The organism is Turicibacter sp. H121 (assembly GCF_001543345.1).
GTDB lineage: Bacteria > Bacillota_I > Bacilli_A > MOL361 > Turicibacteraceae > Turicibacter > Turicibacter bilis.
The window spans coordinates 862,274-877,278 of record NZ_CP013476.1 but is presented as its reverse complement, the minus strand read 5'-3'; the positions used below and the strand labels follow the sequence as shown (position 1 = coordinate 877,278).

Annotated in this window: 13 protein-coding genes; 12 read left to right on the top strand and 1 reads right to left on the bottom strand. The window is 34.5% G+C overall.

Annotated features, from left to right (window positions below; translation table 11 throughout):
- Positions 1-37: 37 nt before the first annotated feature.
- Positions 38-1,306 (top strand): replication-associated recombination protein A, encoded by a 1,269-nt coding sequence (locus AT726_RS04230; RefSeq protein ID WP_055275170.1) that lies wholly within the window; start codon positions 38-40, stop codon positions 1,304-1,306.
- A 39-nt stretch (positions 1,307-1,345) separates the two neighbouring features.
- Here the strand turns inward: AT726_RS04230 and AT726_RS04225 are convergent, their stop codons facing one another.
- The gene (locus tag AT726_RS04225; protein WP_082411186.1) at positions 1,346-1,987 is read right to left on the bottom strand and encodes a YigZ family protein; all 642 of its coding nucleotides are present in this window, start codon (positions 1,985-1,987) and stop codon (positions 1,346-1,348) included.
- 333 nt (positions 1,988-2,320) lie between these two features.
- Between AT726_RS04225 and AT726_RS04220 the strand changes: the two genes are divergently transcribed.
- The 11 genes from AT726_RS04220 to ftsX all read left to right on the top strand — a co-directional run bounded on the left by AT726_RS04220 (position 2,321) and on the right by ftsX (position 14,980).
- Positions 2,321-3,187 (top strand): DegV family protein, encoded by an 867-nt coding sequence (locus AT726_RS04220; RefSeq protein WP_055275168.1) that lies wholly within the window; start codon positions 2,321-2,323, stop codon positions 3,185-3,187.
- A 27-nt stretch (positions 3,188-3,214) separates the two neighbouring features.
- Entirely contained in the window at positions 3,215-4,066 is an 852-nt protein-coding gene (locus AT726_RS04215) for a DegV family protein (protein WP_055242824.1), read from the top strand.
- Between the two features lie 565 nt (positions 4,067-4,631).
- Positions 4,632-5,561: a 1-phosphofructokinase gene (gene pfkB, locus AT726_RS04210; RefSeq protein ID WP_068759130.1), complete on the top strand. Its 930-nt coding sequence runs from the start codon at positions 4,632-4,634 to the stop codon at positions 5,559-5,561.
- 46 nt (positions 5,562-5,607) lie between these two features.
- On the top strand, positions 5,608-6,987 hold the full coding sequence (locus AT726_RS04205) for a DEAD/DEAH box helicase (protein WP_068759129.1): 1,380 nt from the start codon (positions 5,608-5,610) through the stop codon (positions 6,985-6,987).
- Positions 6,950-7,243 (top strand): hypothetical protein, encoded by a 294-nt coding sequence (locus tag AT726_RS04200; RefSeq protein WP_055275159.1) that lies wholly within the window; start codon positions 6,950-6,952, stop codon positions 7,241-7,243. The genes AT726_RS04205 and AT726_RS04200 overlap by 38 nt, the downstream gene beginning before the upstream one ends.
- 324 nt (positions 7,244-7,567) lie before the next feature.
- A complete protein-coding gene (gene hpf, locus AT726_RS04195) occupies positions 7,568-8,116 on the top strand; it encodes a ribosome hibernation-promoting factor, HPF/YfiA family (RefSeq protein ID WP_055275157.1) in 549 nt (182 codons plus the stop codon).
- Positions 8,117-8,455: 339 nt separating this feature from the next.
- The gene (secA, locus tag AT726_RS04190) at positions 8,456-10,984 is read left to right on the top strand and encodes a preprotein translocase subunit SecA (RefSeq protein WP_082704877.1); all 2,529 of its coding nucleotides are present in this window, start codon (positions 8,456-8,458) and stop codon (positions 10,982-10,984) included.
- A gap of 444 nt (positions 10,985-11,428) precedes the next feature.
- Positions 11,429-12,526, top strand: coding sequence for a peptide chain release factor 2 (prfB, locus tag AT726_RS04185; protein ID WP_070100325.1), 1,098 nt, complete (start codon positions 11,429-11,431; stop codon positions 12,524-12,526).
- A gap of 103 nt (positions 12,527-12,629) precedes the next feature.
- Positions 12,630-13,109 (top strand): S-ribosylhomocysteine lyase, encoded by a 480-nt coding sequence (locus AT726_RS04180; protein ID WP_055242735.1) that lies wholly within the window; start codon positions 12,630-12,632, stop codon positions 13,107-13,109.
- 286 nt (positions 13,110-13,395) lie between these two features.
- A complete protein-coding gene (ftsE, locus tag AT726_RS04175) occupies positions 13,396-14,079 on the top strand; it encodes a cell division ATP-binding protein FtsE (RefSeq protein WP_055275154.1) in 684 nt (227 codons plus the stop codon).
- Positions 14,066-14,980: a permease-like cell division protein FtsX gene (gene ftsX, locus AT726_RS04170; protein WP_068759127.1), complete on the top strand. Its 915-nt coding sequence runs from the start codon at positions 14,066-14,068 to the stop codon at positions 14,978-14,980. Before ftsE ends, ftsX begins: the two co-directional genes overlap by 14 nt.
- Positions 14,981-15,005: the final 25 nt, after the last annotated feature.

The window sequence follows — 15,005 nt, the reverse complement described above, 5'->3', positions numbered from 1 at the left end:
TAAATATCCGATGCTATTTATAAAGGGGTGAGAATGCATGAAGCCATTAGCTGATTTAATTCGTCCGAGAACGTTAGATGAGGTTGTTGGGCAACAACATTTAATTGGTGAAAATCAAATTTTAAGAAAATTAATTGAAGTTAATCATATCCCCAATCTTATTTTTTATGGACCGAGTGGGACAGGGAAGACAACGATTGCGAATATTATTGCGAGTCTTTCAAATAAGAAAATCTATAAGTTGAATGCAACCGATGCAAAGACGGAAGATATTAAGCAGATTATTCAAAGTTTAAATACGCTAGAAGGAATGAATGGTATTTTCTTGTATTTAGATGAGATTCAGAACTTTAATAAGAAGCAACAGCAGACGTTGCTTAAATATATTGAAACTGGGCAGATTACCCTGATTACGAGTACAACAGAAAATCCTTATTTTACTATCTTTAGCGCCATTTTAAGTCGGTCTACTATTTTAGAATTTAAGCCTTTGACACCAGAAGAGATTGTAGAGGGACTCAAACGTGCAGTCGAGCTTGTAGAGTCAGAGTTTTATCTCTATCCACTGACTTATGAGGAAGAAGCATTACATTATATTGCTAATGTCGCTAACGGAGATTTGCGTCGTGCGCTTAATGCATTAGAAATTGCACTTTATCCAAACTGTCGTACAGAAAGATTCGTTTTAACCATGGAGGTTGCCCGTGAATGTACGGTGACAGCGGGCTTTTCTTATGATCGATTTGGTGACCAGCATTATGACACTTTAAGTGCGTTTCAAAAATCAATCCGCGGAAGTGATCCAGATGCAGCCATTCATTATTTAGCACGTTTGATTCAAGCCGGTGACTTAACCTCTATTTGTCGTCGTCTGTTAGTGATTGCAGCTGAGGATATTGGACTTGCCTATCCACAAGCGATTTCTATCGTTAAAAGTTGTACAGATGCAGCGATGCAACTCGGTTTTCCTGAAGCTCGTATTCCACTTGCGCAAGCCGTTATTTTACTTGCGAATAGTCCAAAATCAAATTCAGCAATTTCGGCCATTGATGAAGCCTTAGCCGACTTAAAGGTAGGTAACGTTGGTGAAATACCAAAGCACTTAAAGGATGCGCATTATGGAGGAGCAAAGAAATTAGGTCATGGCATCGAATATAAGTTTCCACATGATTATCCTAATCATTATGTTAAACAACAGTATTTACCGAATCGTTTAAAAAATAAAACTTATTATAAACCTGTTCCTAATAAAATTGAACAAGGATTTGTTGCGTATCAAAACTTCATTAAAAATAATAGTCAATAAAAAACCATTATCCATCTTTTTTGTGGATAATGGTTTTTCTTATGCTTCACGATGATAAGGGACTTCTTTAAATGATGTTTCTCCAGGGACAACATCGACTTTACCATTTGTCATATCAATAATCCAAGAGGTAAATGTCTCTTCTGAATCAACATCGATTAAGACTTCAACTGACACTTTATCCGTGTAGTGGACTTGACTGATTAAATAGTCCGTTCCTTCTAAACGACTTTGTATTGTTCCTAGTAAGTTGTAGTCTGCATTGACAAACATGGTTTTCATTGTTTTTCGTTCAATGACTCCAAGTTCTTTAATCGCTTCAGAGACGGCTTTTCCATAAGTACGGATTAAACCACCAGCACCTAATTTAATGCCACCAAAGTAGCGCGTTACAACTACCACACAGTTTTTAATGCCTTGTTTTCTTAATACTTCAAGCATCGGGACACCGGCTGTTCCACTTGGCTCACCGTCATCATTGGCTTTTTGAATTTCATTGAAATCTCCGACTTGATAAGCTGAACAGTTATGTGTAGCATTCCAATGAATTTTTTTTATTTCTTTAATAAATTCCATAGCGTCTTGATCATTATAGACACGTTTGACATGACAAATAAAACGTGACTTATCAACAACGATTTCGTGTTCACCATCTTGTGCAACCATTAAATAACGTTCCAAATGTATCACCTCAACTAGTTTGAATTAATTATAACATAAAAATTAACCATCTTTTCTAAAACTTCATATCTAAAGAGGTAGAGATGATTATGATTGAATTTAACTCTTAAAATGATATTCAGATTGACGAAGAGGTCAAAGTGTTTGATGTAAAAGAATCTACCAGTTATAATTAACAGAATCTAGGTGAACAAGTTGACATTTTTCTTTTTTCCATTAAAATATAAATAAGGTTTGAAATTAAAACTAATTTTGATAGATATTTAGAAGTCATGCATTTTGATGAATTAAAGATGTGCTATAATATTGATAGATAAAATAATGAGGTGGATTATGAAAGTCGCTATTGTAACAGACAGTCTTACAAATTTAACAGCAGCTGATTTAGACCGTTATCCAGATGTTTATTACGGGTATCTAAATGTTATCGTAAATGATAAAGCATATGCTGAACAAAAGGAAATTAATAATAAAGAATTATTTCGTATGATTGATGAAGGAGCTACCTATTCAACATCACAACCTGCACCAGAAGAATTTGTTCAATTATATACAAAATTACTTCAAGACTATGATTATATTTTAGGGTTATTCTGCACAAATCATGTGAGTGGTACAGTTAATTCCGCACGTATTGCTAGTACGATGGTAGAAGGTGCTGAAGGACGTATTACAGTGATTGATACGAATACAGCATCGATAGGAGTAGAAAATGTTCTTTTACGTGTATGCCAACTTTTAGAAGAAGGGAAAGACGTTGAAGAGCTTATTAAAGTAGTTGAATTCTATAAAACTCATGGACCAATGTATTTATATGTAGATGATTTAAATACATTAGTACGTACAGGGCGTTTATCAAAAGCAGCAGCAAGTATCGGAAATTTATTAAATATTAAGCCGATTATCGGATTATCAGATGGTAAATTAGATGTCTTTGATAAAGTTCGTACAAAAAAGCGTGTCTTTAAATGGATTGTTGAACGTTTACGTGAAGATGTTTCAAAATCAGGAAAGCAAATTGTTCGTATTACACATGTGAATGCCGTTGAAGGTGCAAATGAATTAAAAGCGTTAATGGAAGAGGCGTGTAAAGATCAAGTTGAGGTACATGTAGGAAATGAAATCGGACCAGTTATGGCGATTCACTTTGGACGTGGTGGAGTTGGAGCTTGCTGGATGCCGGATCAATATAACATTTAATAGTCATCATTTGGGAGGTAAAAGGATATGGCAAAAATAGCGATCGTATCTGATAGCACAGGATGTATTCCTGCTGAAGAATTAAAAGCGTTAGATATTCATGTAAACTATATTTCAATTGTATTTGGAACAGAGTCTTACCGTGAATTTATTGATATGACACCAGAAGAATTTATGGAGCGTTGTGAAAACTATAGTGGATTACCAACGACATCACAACCGTCACCAGGGTCAACGATGGAATTATATGAATCATTATTTGCACAAGGATATGAGGATATTATTCATATCAATATTTCAAGCCAATTAAGTGGAAGTCATCAAACAGCTAAAACATGCGCAGAAATGGTTAATCCAGAACATATTCATGTGTTTGATTCACGCACAGTTACTTATACACAAGGGATGTTTGCTGTCTATGCGGCTAAAAAAGCACAAGAAGGTGCTTCAGTACAAGAAATTCTTGATTATTTAGAAATGATGCGTGAAAATAATCAATTCTATGCTGCCATCAATGATTTAACGAATTTACGTAAAGGTGGACGTTTATCAAATGTGGAAGCTGCTTTAGGAAGCTTATTGCAAATTAAGCCAATTTGTCAAATGCAACCGGATGGGACATTACAAGCAATTGAGAAAATTCGTACCTTTAAAAAGTCATTAAAACGATTAATTGAAATTGGAAAAGAAGCAAAATTAACGGATGATTATCAATTAGTTGTTATGCATATTGGTAATGAAGAAGGAGCTAAAACAGTCCAAGCTGAATTACAAGAAGTTTACCCAAATCACGAAGTTAAGATTTATCCAATTTCATTAGTTGTTGCGGTTCATGGTGGACCAGGTGCTGTTGCCATTGGATGGGTAAAACATAAATAATAGAAATGGAATGCAATTTGCATTCCATTTTTTATTGTATAAATGAAAACCACCTGCTATGCAGGTGGTTCTAAAAAGCTTTTAGCGTGGTAATAAAATAATAACTGGAGGAAAAAACATCTAATATTAAGAGAAGCTATTCATAGGATAACAAGTAATAGTAAAAAAAGAGTTCATTTTATTTTGAGAGTAAAGATAAAGGTTAGATGATTATTTATGTGGAGATGAAAAAAAGTAGGTCTTAAAGAGACAAAGAAGATGTAAATGATAAGCGTAGGTGTAAATAGGTAGTTGAAAAGATGAAATTAAGAGAGGAGACTAGAAATCCTTTGAGGATTAACGGAGAATGTGGTGCAGAAGTTAAGAAATTCAGAAGGCCTTTCAGGCCTAGGCCGGTGAAATAGGCTTTTAGCCGCAGAGAAAACCACCAGTTCTACTGGTGGTTTTTTTTTGTAAATGAATAAGAAAAAATTGAATATACTAAATAGCAATAGACTAATGATAGACATAGTAAATCTATAAGAATAATTATGTTATTTATAAATAGAGGAGTGTGAATTAACCGATGATTACGACTATAACATTAAATCCCGCATTAGATAAGTTAATGCAGATTGATGCTATCAATATTGGTGAAACGAATCGTGCTGAGATTTTAAGTACTTCTGCGGCTGGAAAAGGAATTGATGTGGCAAAAGTATTACGAGATTTTAATTGCGAAGTAAATGCCACTGGTTTTTTAGGCGGAATAGTGGCACCTATTTTTAAAAAATGTTTTCAAGATGAAAAAATTAATGATCATTTTATTAATATTAAAGGCACAACACGCACAAATATTCAATTATTTGATACAAAAGGAAAACGTACTGAGTTACTTGAAAAAGGTCCTAAAATTGAAACAAGTGAATTAACTCAACTCTTACATAAGGTAGAAGAGTTATCCAAAAAAAGTACAGTTGTTGCGATTTGTGGGAGCGCACCTCGAGGAGTTGATGAAGATTACTTCACTAAACTTATTCAACTTTGTAAAAACTACTGTGATAAGGTTATTGTAGATACATCAGGATCTTTATTGAAAGTCGCTATTGAACAAAAACCATGTTTAATTAAACCGAATCAAGATGAAATGCTTGAACTAATGGGAGTTAAATCTGCGACTCAAGATCAAATGATTGAGTTTGCTCAAGAAATTTGTCGACAAGGGATTGAATATGTTCTCATTTCATTAGGAAAAGAAGGTGCAATGTTAGTCTCAGAACAAGGTGCTTGGAAAGGAAAGGCACCAGAAGTTGAAGTTAAGAGCACTCTTGGATGCGGTGATACCGTTGTGGCTTCAATGTGTATCTCTTTCGCAGAAGGTGACCAGCCGGAAGAGATGTTAAAAAAAGCAATTGCTTTATCGAGTGCGAATGCTATGACTTTTGAGACAGCTCATGTGATTGAATCTGATTATAAATCTCTATTGCCTCGCTGTCATGTTGAAAAAATTAAATAAAAGAAATCCAACACCTCTAGCGTAATTGATGTTAGAGGTGATTTTTATGTTTGATATCAGTGGACGAGAATGGACAGAGGAAGAATATTTACGACTTCATGAGCAAGGATTGGTTCAGGAAAAGGACGTCGTAAAGGTGATAGGTATTCATAATAAAACTTGTGAGCGCTGTTTGAATCAATCAGATGAATGGTTTGGTACGTTTATTTACAAGGGACAATTGATTACCTACTGTCGCCAATGTTTAGATTTTAAAATGGTAGATAACTGTCATTATTTATATCGGTCATTAATGCCTGCAAAAATAACACAAAATGCTCACGTATTAAATTTAGATTTTAAACTCTCTTCACTTCAACAAAGAGCCTCAGATTTCGCTAAAAATATTCTAAAAAAAGGAGAAACTGGAATTATTTGGGCGGTGTGTGGGGCTGGTAAAACAGAAATGATGTTTGAAACGATTGCTCTTGCTTTACAGCAACAAAAACGAGTTTGTTGGGCGATTCCAAGAGCTGATGTGGTCATCGAGTTGGTACCTCGACTTAAACAAGCCTTTCCGTATGCGTTGGTGATTGGACTGCATGGTCACTCTGATGAAAAAATGGATTATGGGGATATTGTGATTAGTACAACTCATCAATTGATTCGTTTTTATCAAGCATTTGATTTGTTGATTATCGATGAGGTAGATGCTTTTCCATATACATTTGATGAGATGCTACCACGGCTAGCAAAGAAAGCTTGTAAACCAACCTGTGCTACGATTTATTTATCTGCAACACCATCAAAAGCGGATCAAATAGCGATTAAGAAGGGGGCTTTGAAATGTTGTCTCATTCCTGCAAGGTATCATTTATATTCGCTTGACATTCCCAAATTTCAATGGGCAGGGAATCTTGAGAAAGCTTTGAAGAAAGGGCGTCTTCCTAACGCTGTTTTACGTTGGATGAGAAAAAAACTTGCGACTAATCGGCGAGCCCTTTTATTCGTTCCAACGATTGAAGCGGGGCATTTTCTTCAACAGGTATTAAAAAAGCTGCTGAAATTAGAAGTTGCCTTCGTTTATTCAAGTGATGAGCAGAGAATTTCAAAAGTAAAAGCATTTAAAGAGGGAGAAGGGCAGTTTTTAATTACAACGATGATTCTAGAGCGTGGTGTGACGATTGCTGATATTGATGTGGCTATTTTTTGTGCTGAACATGAAGTTTATGAAGAAAGTGCCTTAGTACAAATCAGTGGACGTGTCGGTAGAAATCCTAAGTATCCACATGGAGAGATTATTTTCTTTCATTATGGAATTACAGAAGCGATGGATGCCGCGCGTGAACAAATTAAGCGAATGAATCAAAGCGCATGGAAGCAACATTTATTAAAAGAGGAGCCAAAATATGAGATGTCTAGTTTGTTATCAATTTATCGTTATTAACCGATTTCAAGAGTTGTTAGCGCTTGAACCGCCAATCATTTGTGCGACTTGTCAACAATACTTGGTTAGGAAGAAGGGACCTTGTTTATTTGAACAAAATGAATGGATGACTGAAGTTGTAGAGCGATTGAAAAAAGGAGATCTCATTTTAGTTCAATTATTTATTTCGGCATATTATCAAGAGATTAAGAGACAATTAAAATTAAAATCTCATATTATGATTTTAAATCCTGTATCACCGGGCCCTTATCCATGAATGGATATTTTATTAGAGCAGGTAGAGAAACGATTATCCAAGCAAGAAAGAGAGAAACTTCAATTGATTTTTGTTTCGTTAGATAACATTTCAAATGAGACCATCAGAATTTATTAAAAATTTATAACCGTTTTAGAGGTATAGAATTCACTAATTTTGATTAAAATGATATAAATCTCTTTTTAATAAAGAAGGAGTTCGACAAAGAAGTTTATAATCCGTTTTATGTAACAGTTTTATGTTCGACAAAAAACGGAAACCGCTTTCTTTTTGCTGGGGTTTATATTATAATAAAGGTACATCAGATAGATAGGAGTGATTCTAATGAGAATTCAAATCAGGGGAGCTAATCGTTTCAACGTAACGGATGCAATTAGAAATTATATCGAGGAAAAAGTGGGAAGTTTACAACGATTCTTACCTACGAACCAAGATTTAGAGGCTCGCGTCTACATTAAAATCTATGATGTGATTCAAAAAGTAGAGGTCACTATTCCAGGTAATCAATTTATCTTACGTGCTGAGGAAGCGAGTGATGATTTATATGCAGCGATTGATTTAGTTGTAGATAAGTTAGAACGTCAAATCCGTCGTCATAAAACGAAGGCGAATAAAAAAATCCGTGAGCGTGAAGGAATTAGTAATTACTTCATTACGATTGATGATACACCAGAGGTTTATAATGAAGAGGATGAGGTCCCTTATAAAGTGAAAAATGTTCATTTAAAACCAATGGACGTTGAAGAAGCCATTATGCAATTAGAGTTATTAGGACATGATTTTTATGTTTATCGCGATATGGCGGTTGATGCTGTTTGTGTGGTATATCGTCGTAACGATGGTAAATATGCTGTTATTGAAACAAATAACTAATTGATGATTATTAGAAGGGACTATCTGAGGATAGTCTCTTTAGTGTGTATTTAAAAATCTATCTGCATTCATTTGAGGGCTGTCTCTAGTTAGAGGTAGCCTTTTATATCGGAAGCAAATGTGCTAGAAATAAAGGGAAGTTTGGAATAAGTGTGATCGGTTTTCGTTGGAATAAAGACTTGAAGTTCATCTTTCAAAAGAGGAAGGTGACAAAAATTAGGTAACATTATGTCCATATGGGGATTTTTTGTGTACATGTTTATTCAAAAGTGGTAACATTATGTTAATAAACAGAGTATTAGCTAGCATAGGTTAGTTAACGATAGACAAGGAGCGATGATGATGATTTCAGCAATTAAGAAAATGTTAGATCCAAGTGTGAAAGTATTAAAACGTGCTGATAAATTAGCAGATGAAGTAATTGCTTTAGAACCACATATGCAAGGGTTAACAGATGAGCAACTTCAAAATAAAACGCTAGAGTTCAAAGAGAGAATTGAAAAAGGGGAAACGCTAGATGATTTATTAGTTGAAGCATTTGCTGTTGTTCGTGAAGCATCAACTCGTGTACTTGGTATGAAACCATATAAAGTACAAATTATCGGGGGGATTGCTTTACACGGCGGGAACATCGCTGAGATGAGAACAGGTGAGGGTAAAACTTTAACTTCAACGATGCCAGCTTACTTAAATGCCTTAGAAGGTAAAGGGGTACATATTATCACAGTCAATGAATATTTAGCCAGTCGTGATGCTCGTGAAATGGGTGAATTATATCGTTGGCTTGGATTAACAGTTGGTTTAAACTTAGCAGGGATGCCGTCTGAAGAGAAGAAGAAACAATATGCATGTGATATCACATATTCAACGAATAATGAATTAGGATTCGATTATTTACGTGATCATATGGTGCTATATGCAAAACAAATGGTACAACGTAAATTAAATTATGCCATTGTCGATGAGGTTGATTCAATTTTAATCGATGAAGCCCGTACGCCATTAATTATCTCAGGGGGACAAAAACGTACAGCCAACTTATACGTGCATGCTGACCGTTTTGTTAAAACATTAAAAGATGAAGAAGATTATAACATCGATATTAAAACAAAAAATATTCAATTAAATGAAGGCGGAATTGAAAAGGCAGAACGCACATTCCGTATTGAGAACTTATACGATATTAAACATGCTGTCTTATTACACCATATCAATAATGCTTTAAAAGCAAACTATGTGATGGCTCGTGACGTAGACTACGTCATTCAAGACGATGAAGTGGTAATTGTTGATCAATTTACAGGACGTTTAATGAAGGGTCGTGCTTATTCTGAAGGTCTTCACCAAGCAATTCAAGCAAAAGAAGGGGTATCGATTAAGCAAGAAACATCAACATTAGCAACAATTACATTCCAAAATTTATTCCGTTTATATAGTAAATTATCAGGAATGACAGGGACAGCTAAAACAGAAGAAGAAGAATTCCGTAATATTTATAATATGATGGTTGTTGAGATTCCAACCAACCGTCCAATTGCTCGTCAAGATGCACCAGATTTAGTTTATAAAGATATGAATGCGAAGTTTAACGCGGTTGTTAATGATGTTATTGAGCGTCATAAACAAGGACAACCTGTTTTATTAGGGACAGTAGCCGTTGAAACATCGGAATATATCTCACAATTATTAAAACGTAAAGGTATTCCGCATAACGTCTTAAATGCGAAGAACCATGAGCGTGAAGCTGAGATTATCATGGATGCTGGTAAAAAGGGTGCTGTTACAATTGCGACAAATATGGCTGGTCGTGGGACAGACATCAAGTTAACAGATGAAGTGAAGGCTTTAGGTGGATTAGCCGTTATTGGGACAGAGCGTCATGAATCACGTCGTATTGATAATCAGTTACGTGGACGTTCTGGACGTCAAGGAGATCCAGGATATACACGCTTCTACTTATCATTCCAGGATGAATTAATGCGTCGTTTCGGTTCTGATCGTATGCATACGATGGTTGATAAATTAGGCATGGATGAAAATGAGCCAATTGAAAGTAAAATGGTTACTAAAGCGGTTGAATCAGCACAAAAACGTGTAGAAGGTAACAACTACGATATGCGTAAAAACTTACTCGAATATGATGATGTCATCCGTCGTCAACGTGAAGTCATTTATGGACAACGTCAAGATATTTTAGAAACGGAAGATTTAACAGATGTTATCTTTGGTATGATTGACTCTTCAGTAACACGCTTAGTTCATACTTATTCAGTAGGAGAAGCACAAGATTCAAAACAAAAAGATGCTCCTGAATATAATTATGAAGGATTATTAAATTACTTAAATACGAACTTATTCCCAGTGAATAAAGTAGAATTATCAGCACTTGAAGGAAAAACAGAGGCTGAAATGATTGAGTACATTGCTAATCTTGTTAAAGATGATTACCGTCAAAAAGAGCAATCTATTGACTCTTCAATCTTCCATGAATTCCAAAAAGTTATTGTTTTACGTGTCGTTGATACGCACTGGATGAACCATATTGATGCCATGGATGCATTACGCCAAGGAATCTATTTACGTTCGTATGGTCAAATCAATCCATTACATGAATATCAAAGTGAAGGATTTGAAATGTTTAATCGTTTAATTGAGCGTATTGAAGATGATGTAACACGTTATATCTTACGCGCAGAAATTCGTCAAAACTTACAACGTGAAGAAGTGGCTAAACCAACCGCGACGAATAGTGGAAAAGAAGAGAAAAAACGCCCTGTCACACGTACAACTGAAAAAGTAGGACGTAATGATGAGTGTCCATGTGGAAGCGGGAAGAAATATAAACAATGTTGTGGAAATGATAATTAATAATTATCTACTTTTACCATAAACTATTAATAGTAGGCGATTCTATAGATAAGTTGTAATGAGTTTTTCATAGGATAAAAACTTTTAACCCTTAGTAATGGAGAATTATTTTGCGAGCAAAACTGCTAGGTGATTCATCGCTACTATAGTTGGTCTTAGTCTCAAAAGGACTTGGGAACTAAGTGTGATTGAAACAGATGAAAAAACTTTTGTTTTCTATATAAAAATAGATCATTATTCAATATAGAGTCGATCAAATTAATAGTCTTAAAATATCATAAATATAGGCTAATTATAGAAGCAGTAACATTTTTTACAGTGTAAAAAAATTACTGCTTCTTATATCGTTCAAGGATATCATAATGATAATCTTTTGCACTTGTTTTGCGTTTATGATAACAATTTTAAAAACATGAAAATTGATATAAAGAAGTGGTGACAGAGATGGAAATTCATGAAATAAGAACAGAAATCAAGAAAATGTCTGAACGTATCTCTCAATTTAAAGAATCTTTAAATGTTGAGCAAAAAGAAGCTGAGATTAAAGAGTATGATGCAAAGATGCAAGCGGTAGGTTTTTGGGATGATCAACGTAAAGCTCAAGAAGTTATTAATGCAGCCAATGCAATCAAAGATAAAGTTAATACATTCTATACTTTAGAAGGTGAAGTAGAAGATTTAGCCGTTGCTTTTGAGTTAATTTTAGAAGAACCCGATGAGGACTTACAAGTTGAACTTGAATCACAGATTAGCGAAGTCAGTGAGAAGTTAAATAAGTTTGAATTAGAAATTTTATTAAGTGGTCCATATGATGCAAACAATGCTATTTTAGAACTACATCCAGGTGCGGGTGGAACAGAATCACAAGACTGGGCTGAAATGTTATATCGTATGTATACGCGTTATGCTGAACGTAAAGGGTTTAAAGTAGAAGTTTTAGATTATCTAGTAGGTGAAGAGGCTGGAATTAAAAGCGTAACAATCAAAATTAAAGGAACAAATGCATTTGGTTATTTTAAAGCCGAGCGTGGCGTACATCGTTTAGTTCGTATTTCTCCATTTGATTCGGGGGGGCGTCGTCATACGTCATTCTGTTCTTGTGATGTCATGCCTGAATTCTCAGGAGATATTGATATCGAAATTCGTGCTGAAGATTTAAAAATTGATACGTACCGCGCAAGTGGAGCAGGTGGTCAGCACATTAATACAACTGATTCAGCGGTACGTATTACGCATTTACCAACGAATACGATTGTTACATGCCAAAACCAACGTTCACAGATTAAAAACCGTGAGGCTGCGATGGAGATGTTAAAATCTAAGTTATATCAACGTAAGTTAGAGGAACAAGAAGCGGAGTTAGCAAAAATCCGTGGTGAAGTTAAAGAGATTGGGTGGGGAAGTCAGATTCGCTCATATGTTTTCCATCCGTACTCATTAGTTAAAGATCATCGCACATCATATGAGGTCGGGAATGTCCAAGGTGTTATGGATGGCGATTTAGATGGATTTATTGATGCTTATTTAAGACATAGTATCTAACGGTGGAAGTTTGTGGATAACTCATGCTATAGATAGAAAGATACACAGATTACATGTATAATGAATTTAAATATAAGTAGTGAGTAAAAGGAGTGAAGGAGATATGAAAAAGATTCCTAGTTTTACAGTTAATCATGATGATTTATTACGTGGAATTTATGTTTCACGCCAAGATGTCATAGGACAAGAAATCGTAACAACATTTGATATTCGTACAAAATTACCGAATCGTGAACCAGTTATGAATACTGCTGAAATTCATACGATTGAACATTTAGCTGCAACATTTTTACGTAATCATGAAACAGCAGCAGATCAGACTATTTATTTTGGACCAATGGGATGTCGTACAGGGTTCTATTTAATTTTAAAAGGCGATCTAAAATCAGAAGAGATTGTAGATTTAGTTAAAGAAACCTTTGAATTTGTTGCGAATTATGAAGGTGACGTTCCAGGTGCAAGTGCGCGCGATTGTGGAAATTATTTAGATATGAATTTACCAATGGCGAAATATGAAGCTAAGGCCTTCTTAGAAAATACATTAAACCAAATCACAGAAGCTAATTTAGTTTATCCAGCGTAATAAAAAAGAGGAGAATCTTTTACGAGATTTTCCTCTTTTTTGGGTTTAGAAAAACTTTATAATGTGTAAAGAATGTAAAAAGTCATTAGTTTAAGGCTTTGATAGCCTGTTTTGTTCGACATTTTCTATTAATATAAAATTGATTATGTTAAAATGTTAATGAAAGATTATTGAAAAATATACGTAAAAAACGTTAGTATTTGTTGGTAATTGCCAGATTAAAAAAGAAACTATCTGGCAGATATGTTATAATGAGAAAAGACGTCTAGAGATAGGTGGGGAGATTATGATTGAGTTTACAAATGTCAGTAAAAAGTACGCAAATGGAGTTATTGGGCTTCATAATATAAATATTCAAATTGAGCCGGGAGAGTTCTTGTTCGTGATTGGGCCGAGTGGGGCAGGGAAATCATCATTTTTAAAAATGATTAATCGTCAAGAAAAATCTACGGGTGGTCAAATTATGGTTAAGGGACTTAATGTGAGTAAACTTAACCGCTTTAAAGTACCAAAGTTACGTCGTCAAATTGGTGTCGTATTCCAAGATTTTAAATTATTGCAGAAAATGACGGTTTATCAAAATGTTGCTTTTGCTTTAGAAGCCATTGGATTGCCGAGTAAAGAGGTTCGTGCAAAAGCAGTAGCAGCTATTGAATTAGTTGGATTAACGAATAAAATGCGTTTTTATCCTAATCAATTATCAGGGGGAGAACAGCAACGTGTGGCAATTGCCCGTGCCATTGCGAATAATCCAGATATTATTATTGCCGATGAGCCAACTGGAAACTTAGATCCAGAAAATTCAACTCAAATCGTTAATATTTTAAAGAAATTAAACGATGAAGGAAAAACGATTATTATGGCAACTCATGATCATGAGCTAATCTTTGAGCAAGATTGCCGTGTGATAACAATTGATCATGGAACAATTTTTAGTGATGAGGTGAAAGGTTACTATGAAACTAATTAGACAATTTTTCCGTTATATCCGAGACGGATTTAAAAATATTTGGAATAACTTATTCATGTCACTTTCATCAGTCATTACCTTAACCTTAACTTTAAGTTTATGTTCATTATTCGTATTATTTACTCATAATACGAGTAATTTTACTGAGCAAGTAGAAAGTGAAATTAAAATTTTTGTTGAGTTCTCAAAAGAAGCAACAGAAGAACAAATTGCTGCTGCAATTGATTTAATGAAATCGCAAGAGCACGTAGCAGATATTATTCATACGACAAAAGAAGAAGAGTATACGGATTTTATTAATCGTATTGGTGAAGATGATCCAGAGTTAGCTACTTTCTTTGAAAATACAAGTGATGAAAATCCGTTACGAGATTCAGTAGTTGTAGCTGCAGATGATGTGAAAAATGTGGATGAAGTGGCTAAAGTCGTTAAAGAGATTGATGGTGTTGATTATGTGGATTATGGTGAAGAATCATCGTTAGCAGCTTTTTCTAATATTACAAATATTATTCGTAAGTCATTCTCATGGATTGTTGTTATTTTATTAATCTTAGCTGTATTCTTAATCCAAAATACAATTAAATTAACTATTTATGCACGTAAAAATGAATTGAAAATTATGAAATTAGTTGGAGCATCAGTTTCACATGTTACAGTCCCATTCTTAATTGAAGGTTTCATTATTGGTATTTTAGGGGCTGTAGGTCCTATCTTATTTACGATTTATGGTTACCAATTTTTATATGAATTATTCGGAGGCGTTTTAGTTATTCCGATGCTTCAAATGACAGCACCGTTCCCAACAGTTTATGAATTAGGTGTTTTAATAGGAATTCTATCAATTATTGTTAGTTTATTGGGAAGTTTCTTTGCAGTTATTAAATATTCATTAAAAATCTAATTCATTAAGGTAAGGGAGGGAATAA

Excerpts from the sequence above, each read along its gene's own strand:
- AT726_RS04230 (WP_055275170.1), top strand. The coding sequence starts at position 38 with ATGAAGCCATTAGCTGATTTAATTCGTCCGAGAACGTTAGATGAGGTT.
- AT726_RS04220 (WP_055275168.1), top strand. The coding sequence starts at position 2,321 with ATGAAAGTCGCTATTGTAACAGACAGTCTTACAAATTTAACAGCAGCT.
- AT726_RS04215 (WP_055242824.1), top strand. The coding sequence starts at position 3,215 with ATGGCAAAAATAGCGATCGTATCTGATAGCACAGGATGTATTCCTGCT.
- pfkB (WP_068759130.1), top strand. The coding sequence starts at position 4,632 with ATGATTACGACTATAACATTAAATCCCGCATTAGATAAGTTAATGCAG.
- AT726_RS04205 (WP_068759129.1), top strand. The coding sequence starts at position 5,608 with ATGTTTGATATCAGTGGACGAGAATGGACAGAGGAAGAATATTTACGA.
- AT726_RS04200 (WP_055275159.1), top strand. The coding sequence starts at position 6,950 with ATGAGATGTCTAGTTTGTTATCAATTTATCGTTATTAACCGATTTCAA.
- hpf (WP_055275157.1), top strand. The coding sequence starts at position 7,568 with ATGAGAATTCAAATCAGGGGAGCTAATCGTTTCAACGTAACGGATGCA.
- secA (WP_082704877.1), top strand. The coding sequence starts at position 8,456 with ATGATGATTTCAGCAATTAAGAAAATGTTAGATCCAAGTGTGAAAGTA.
- prfB (WP_070100325.1), top strand. The coding sequence starts at position 11,429 with ATGGAAATTCATGAAATAAGAACAGAAATCAAGAAAATGTCTGAACGT.
- AT726_RS04180 (WP_055242735.1), top strand. The coding sequence starts at position 12,630 with ATGAAAAAGATTCCTAGTTTTACAGTTAATCATGATGATTTATTACGT.
- ftsE (WP_055275154.1), top strand. The coding sequence starts at position 13,396 with ATGATTGAGTTTACAAATGTCAGTAAAAAGTACGCAAATGGAGTTATT.
- ftsX (WP_068759127.1), top strand. The coding sequence starts at position 14,066 with ATGAAACTAATTAGACAATTTTTCCGTTATATCCGAGACGGATTTAAA.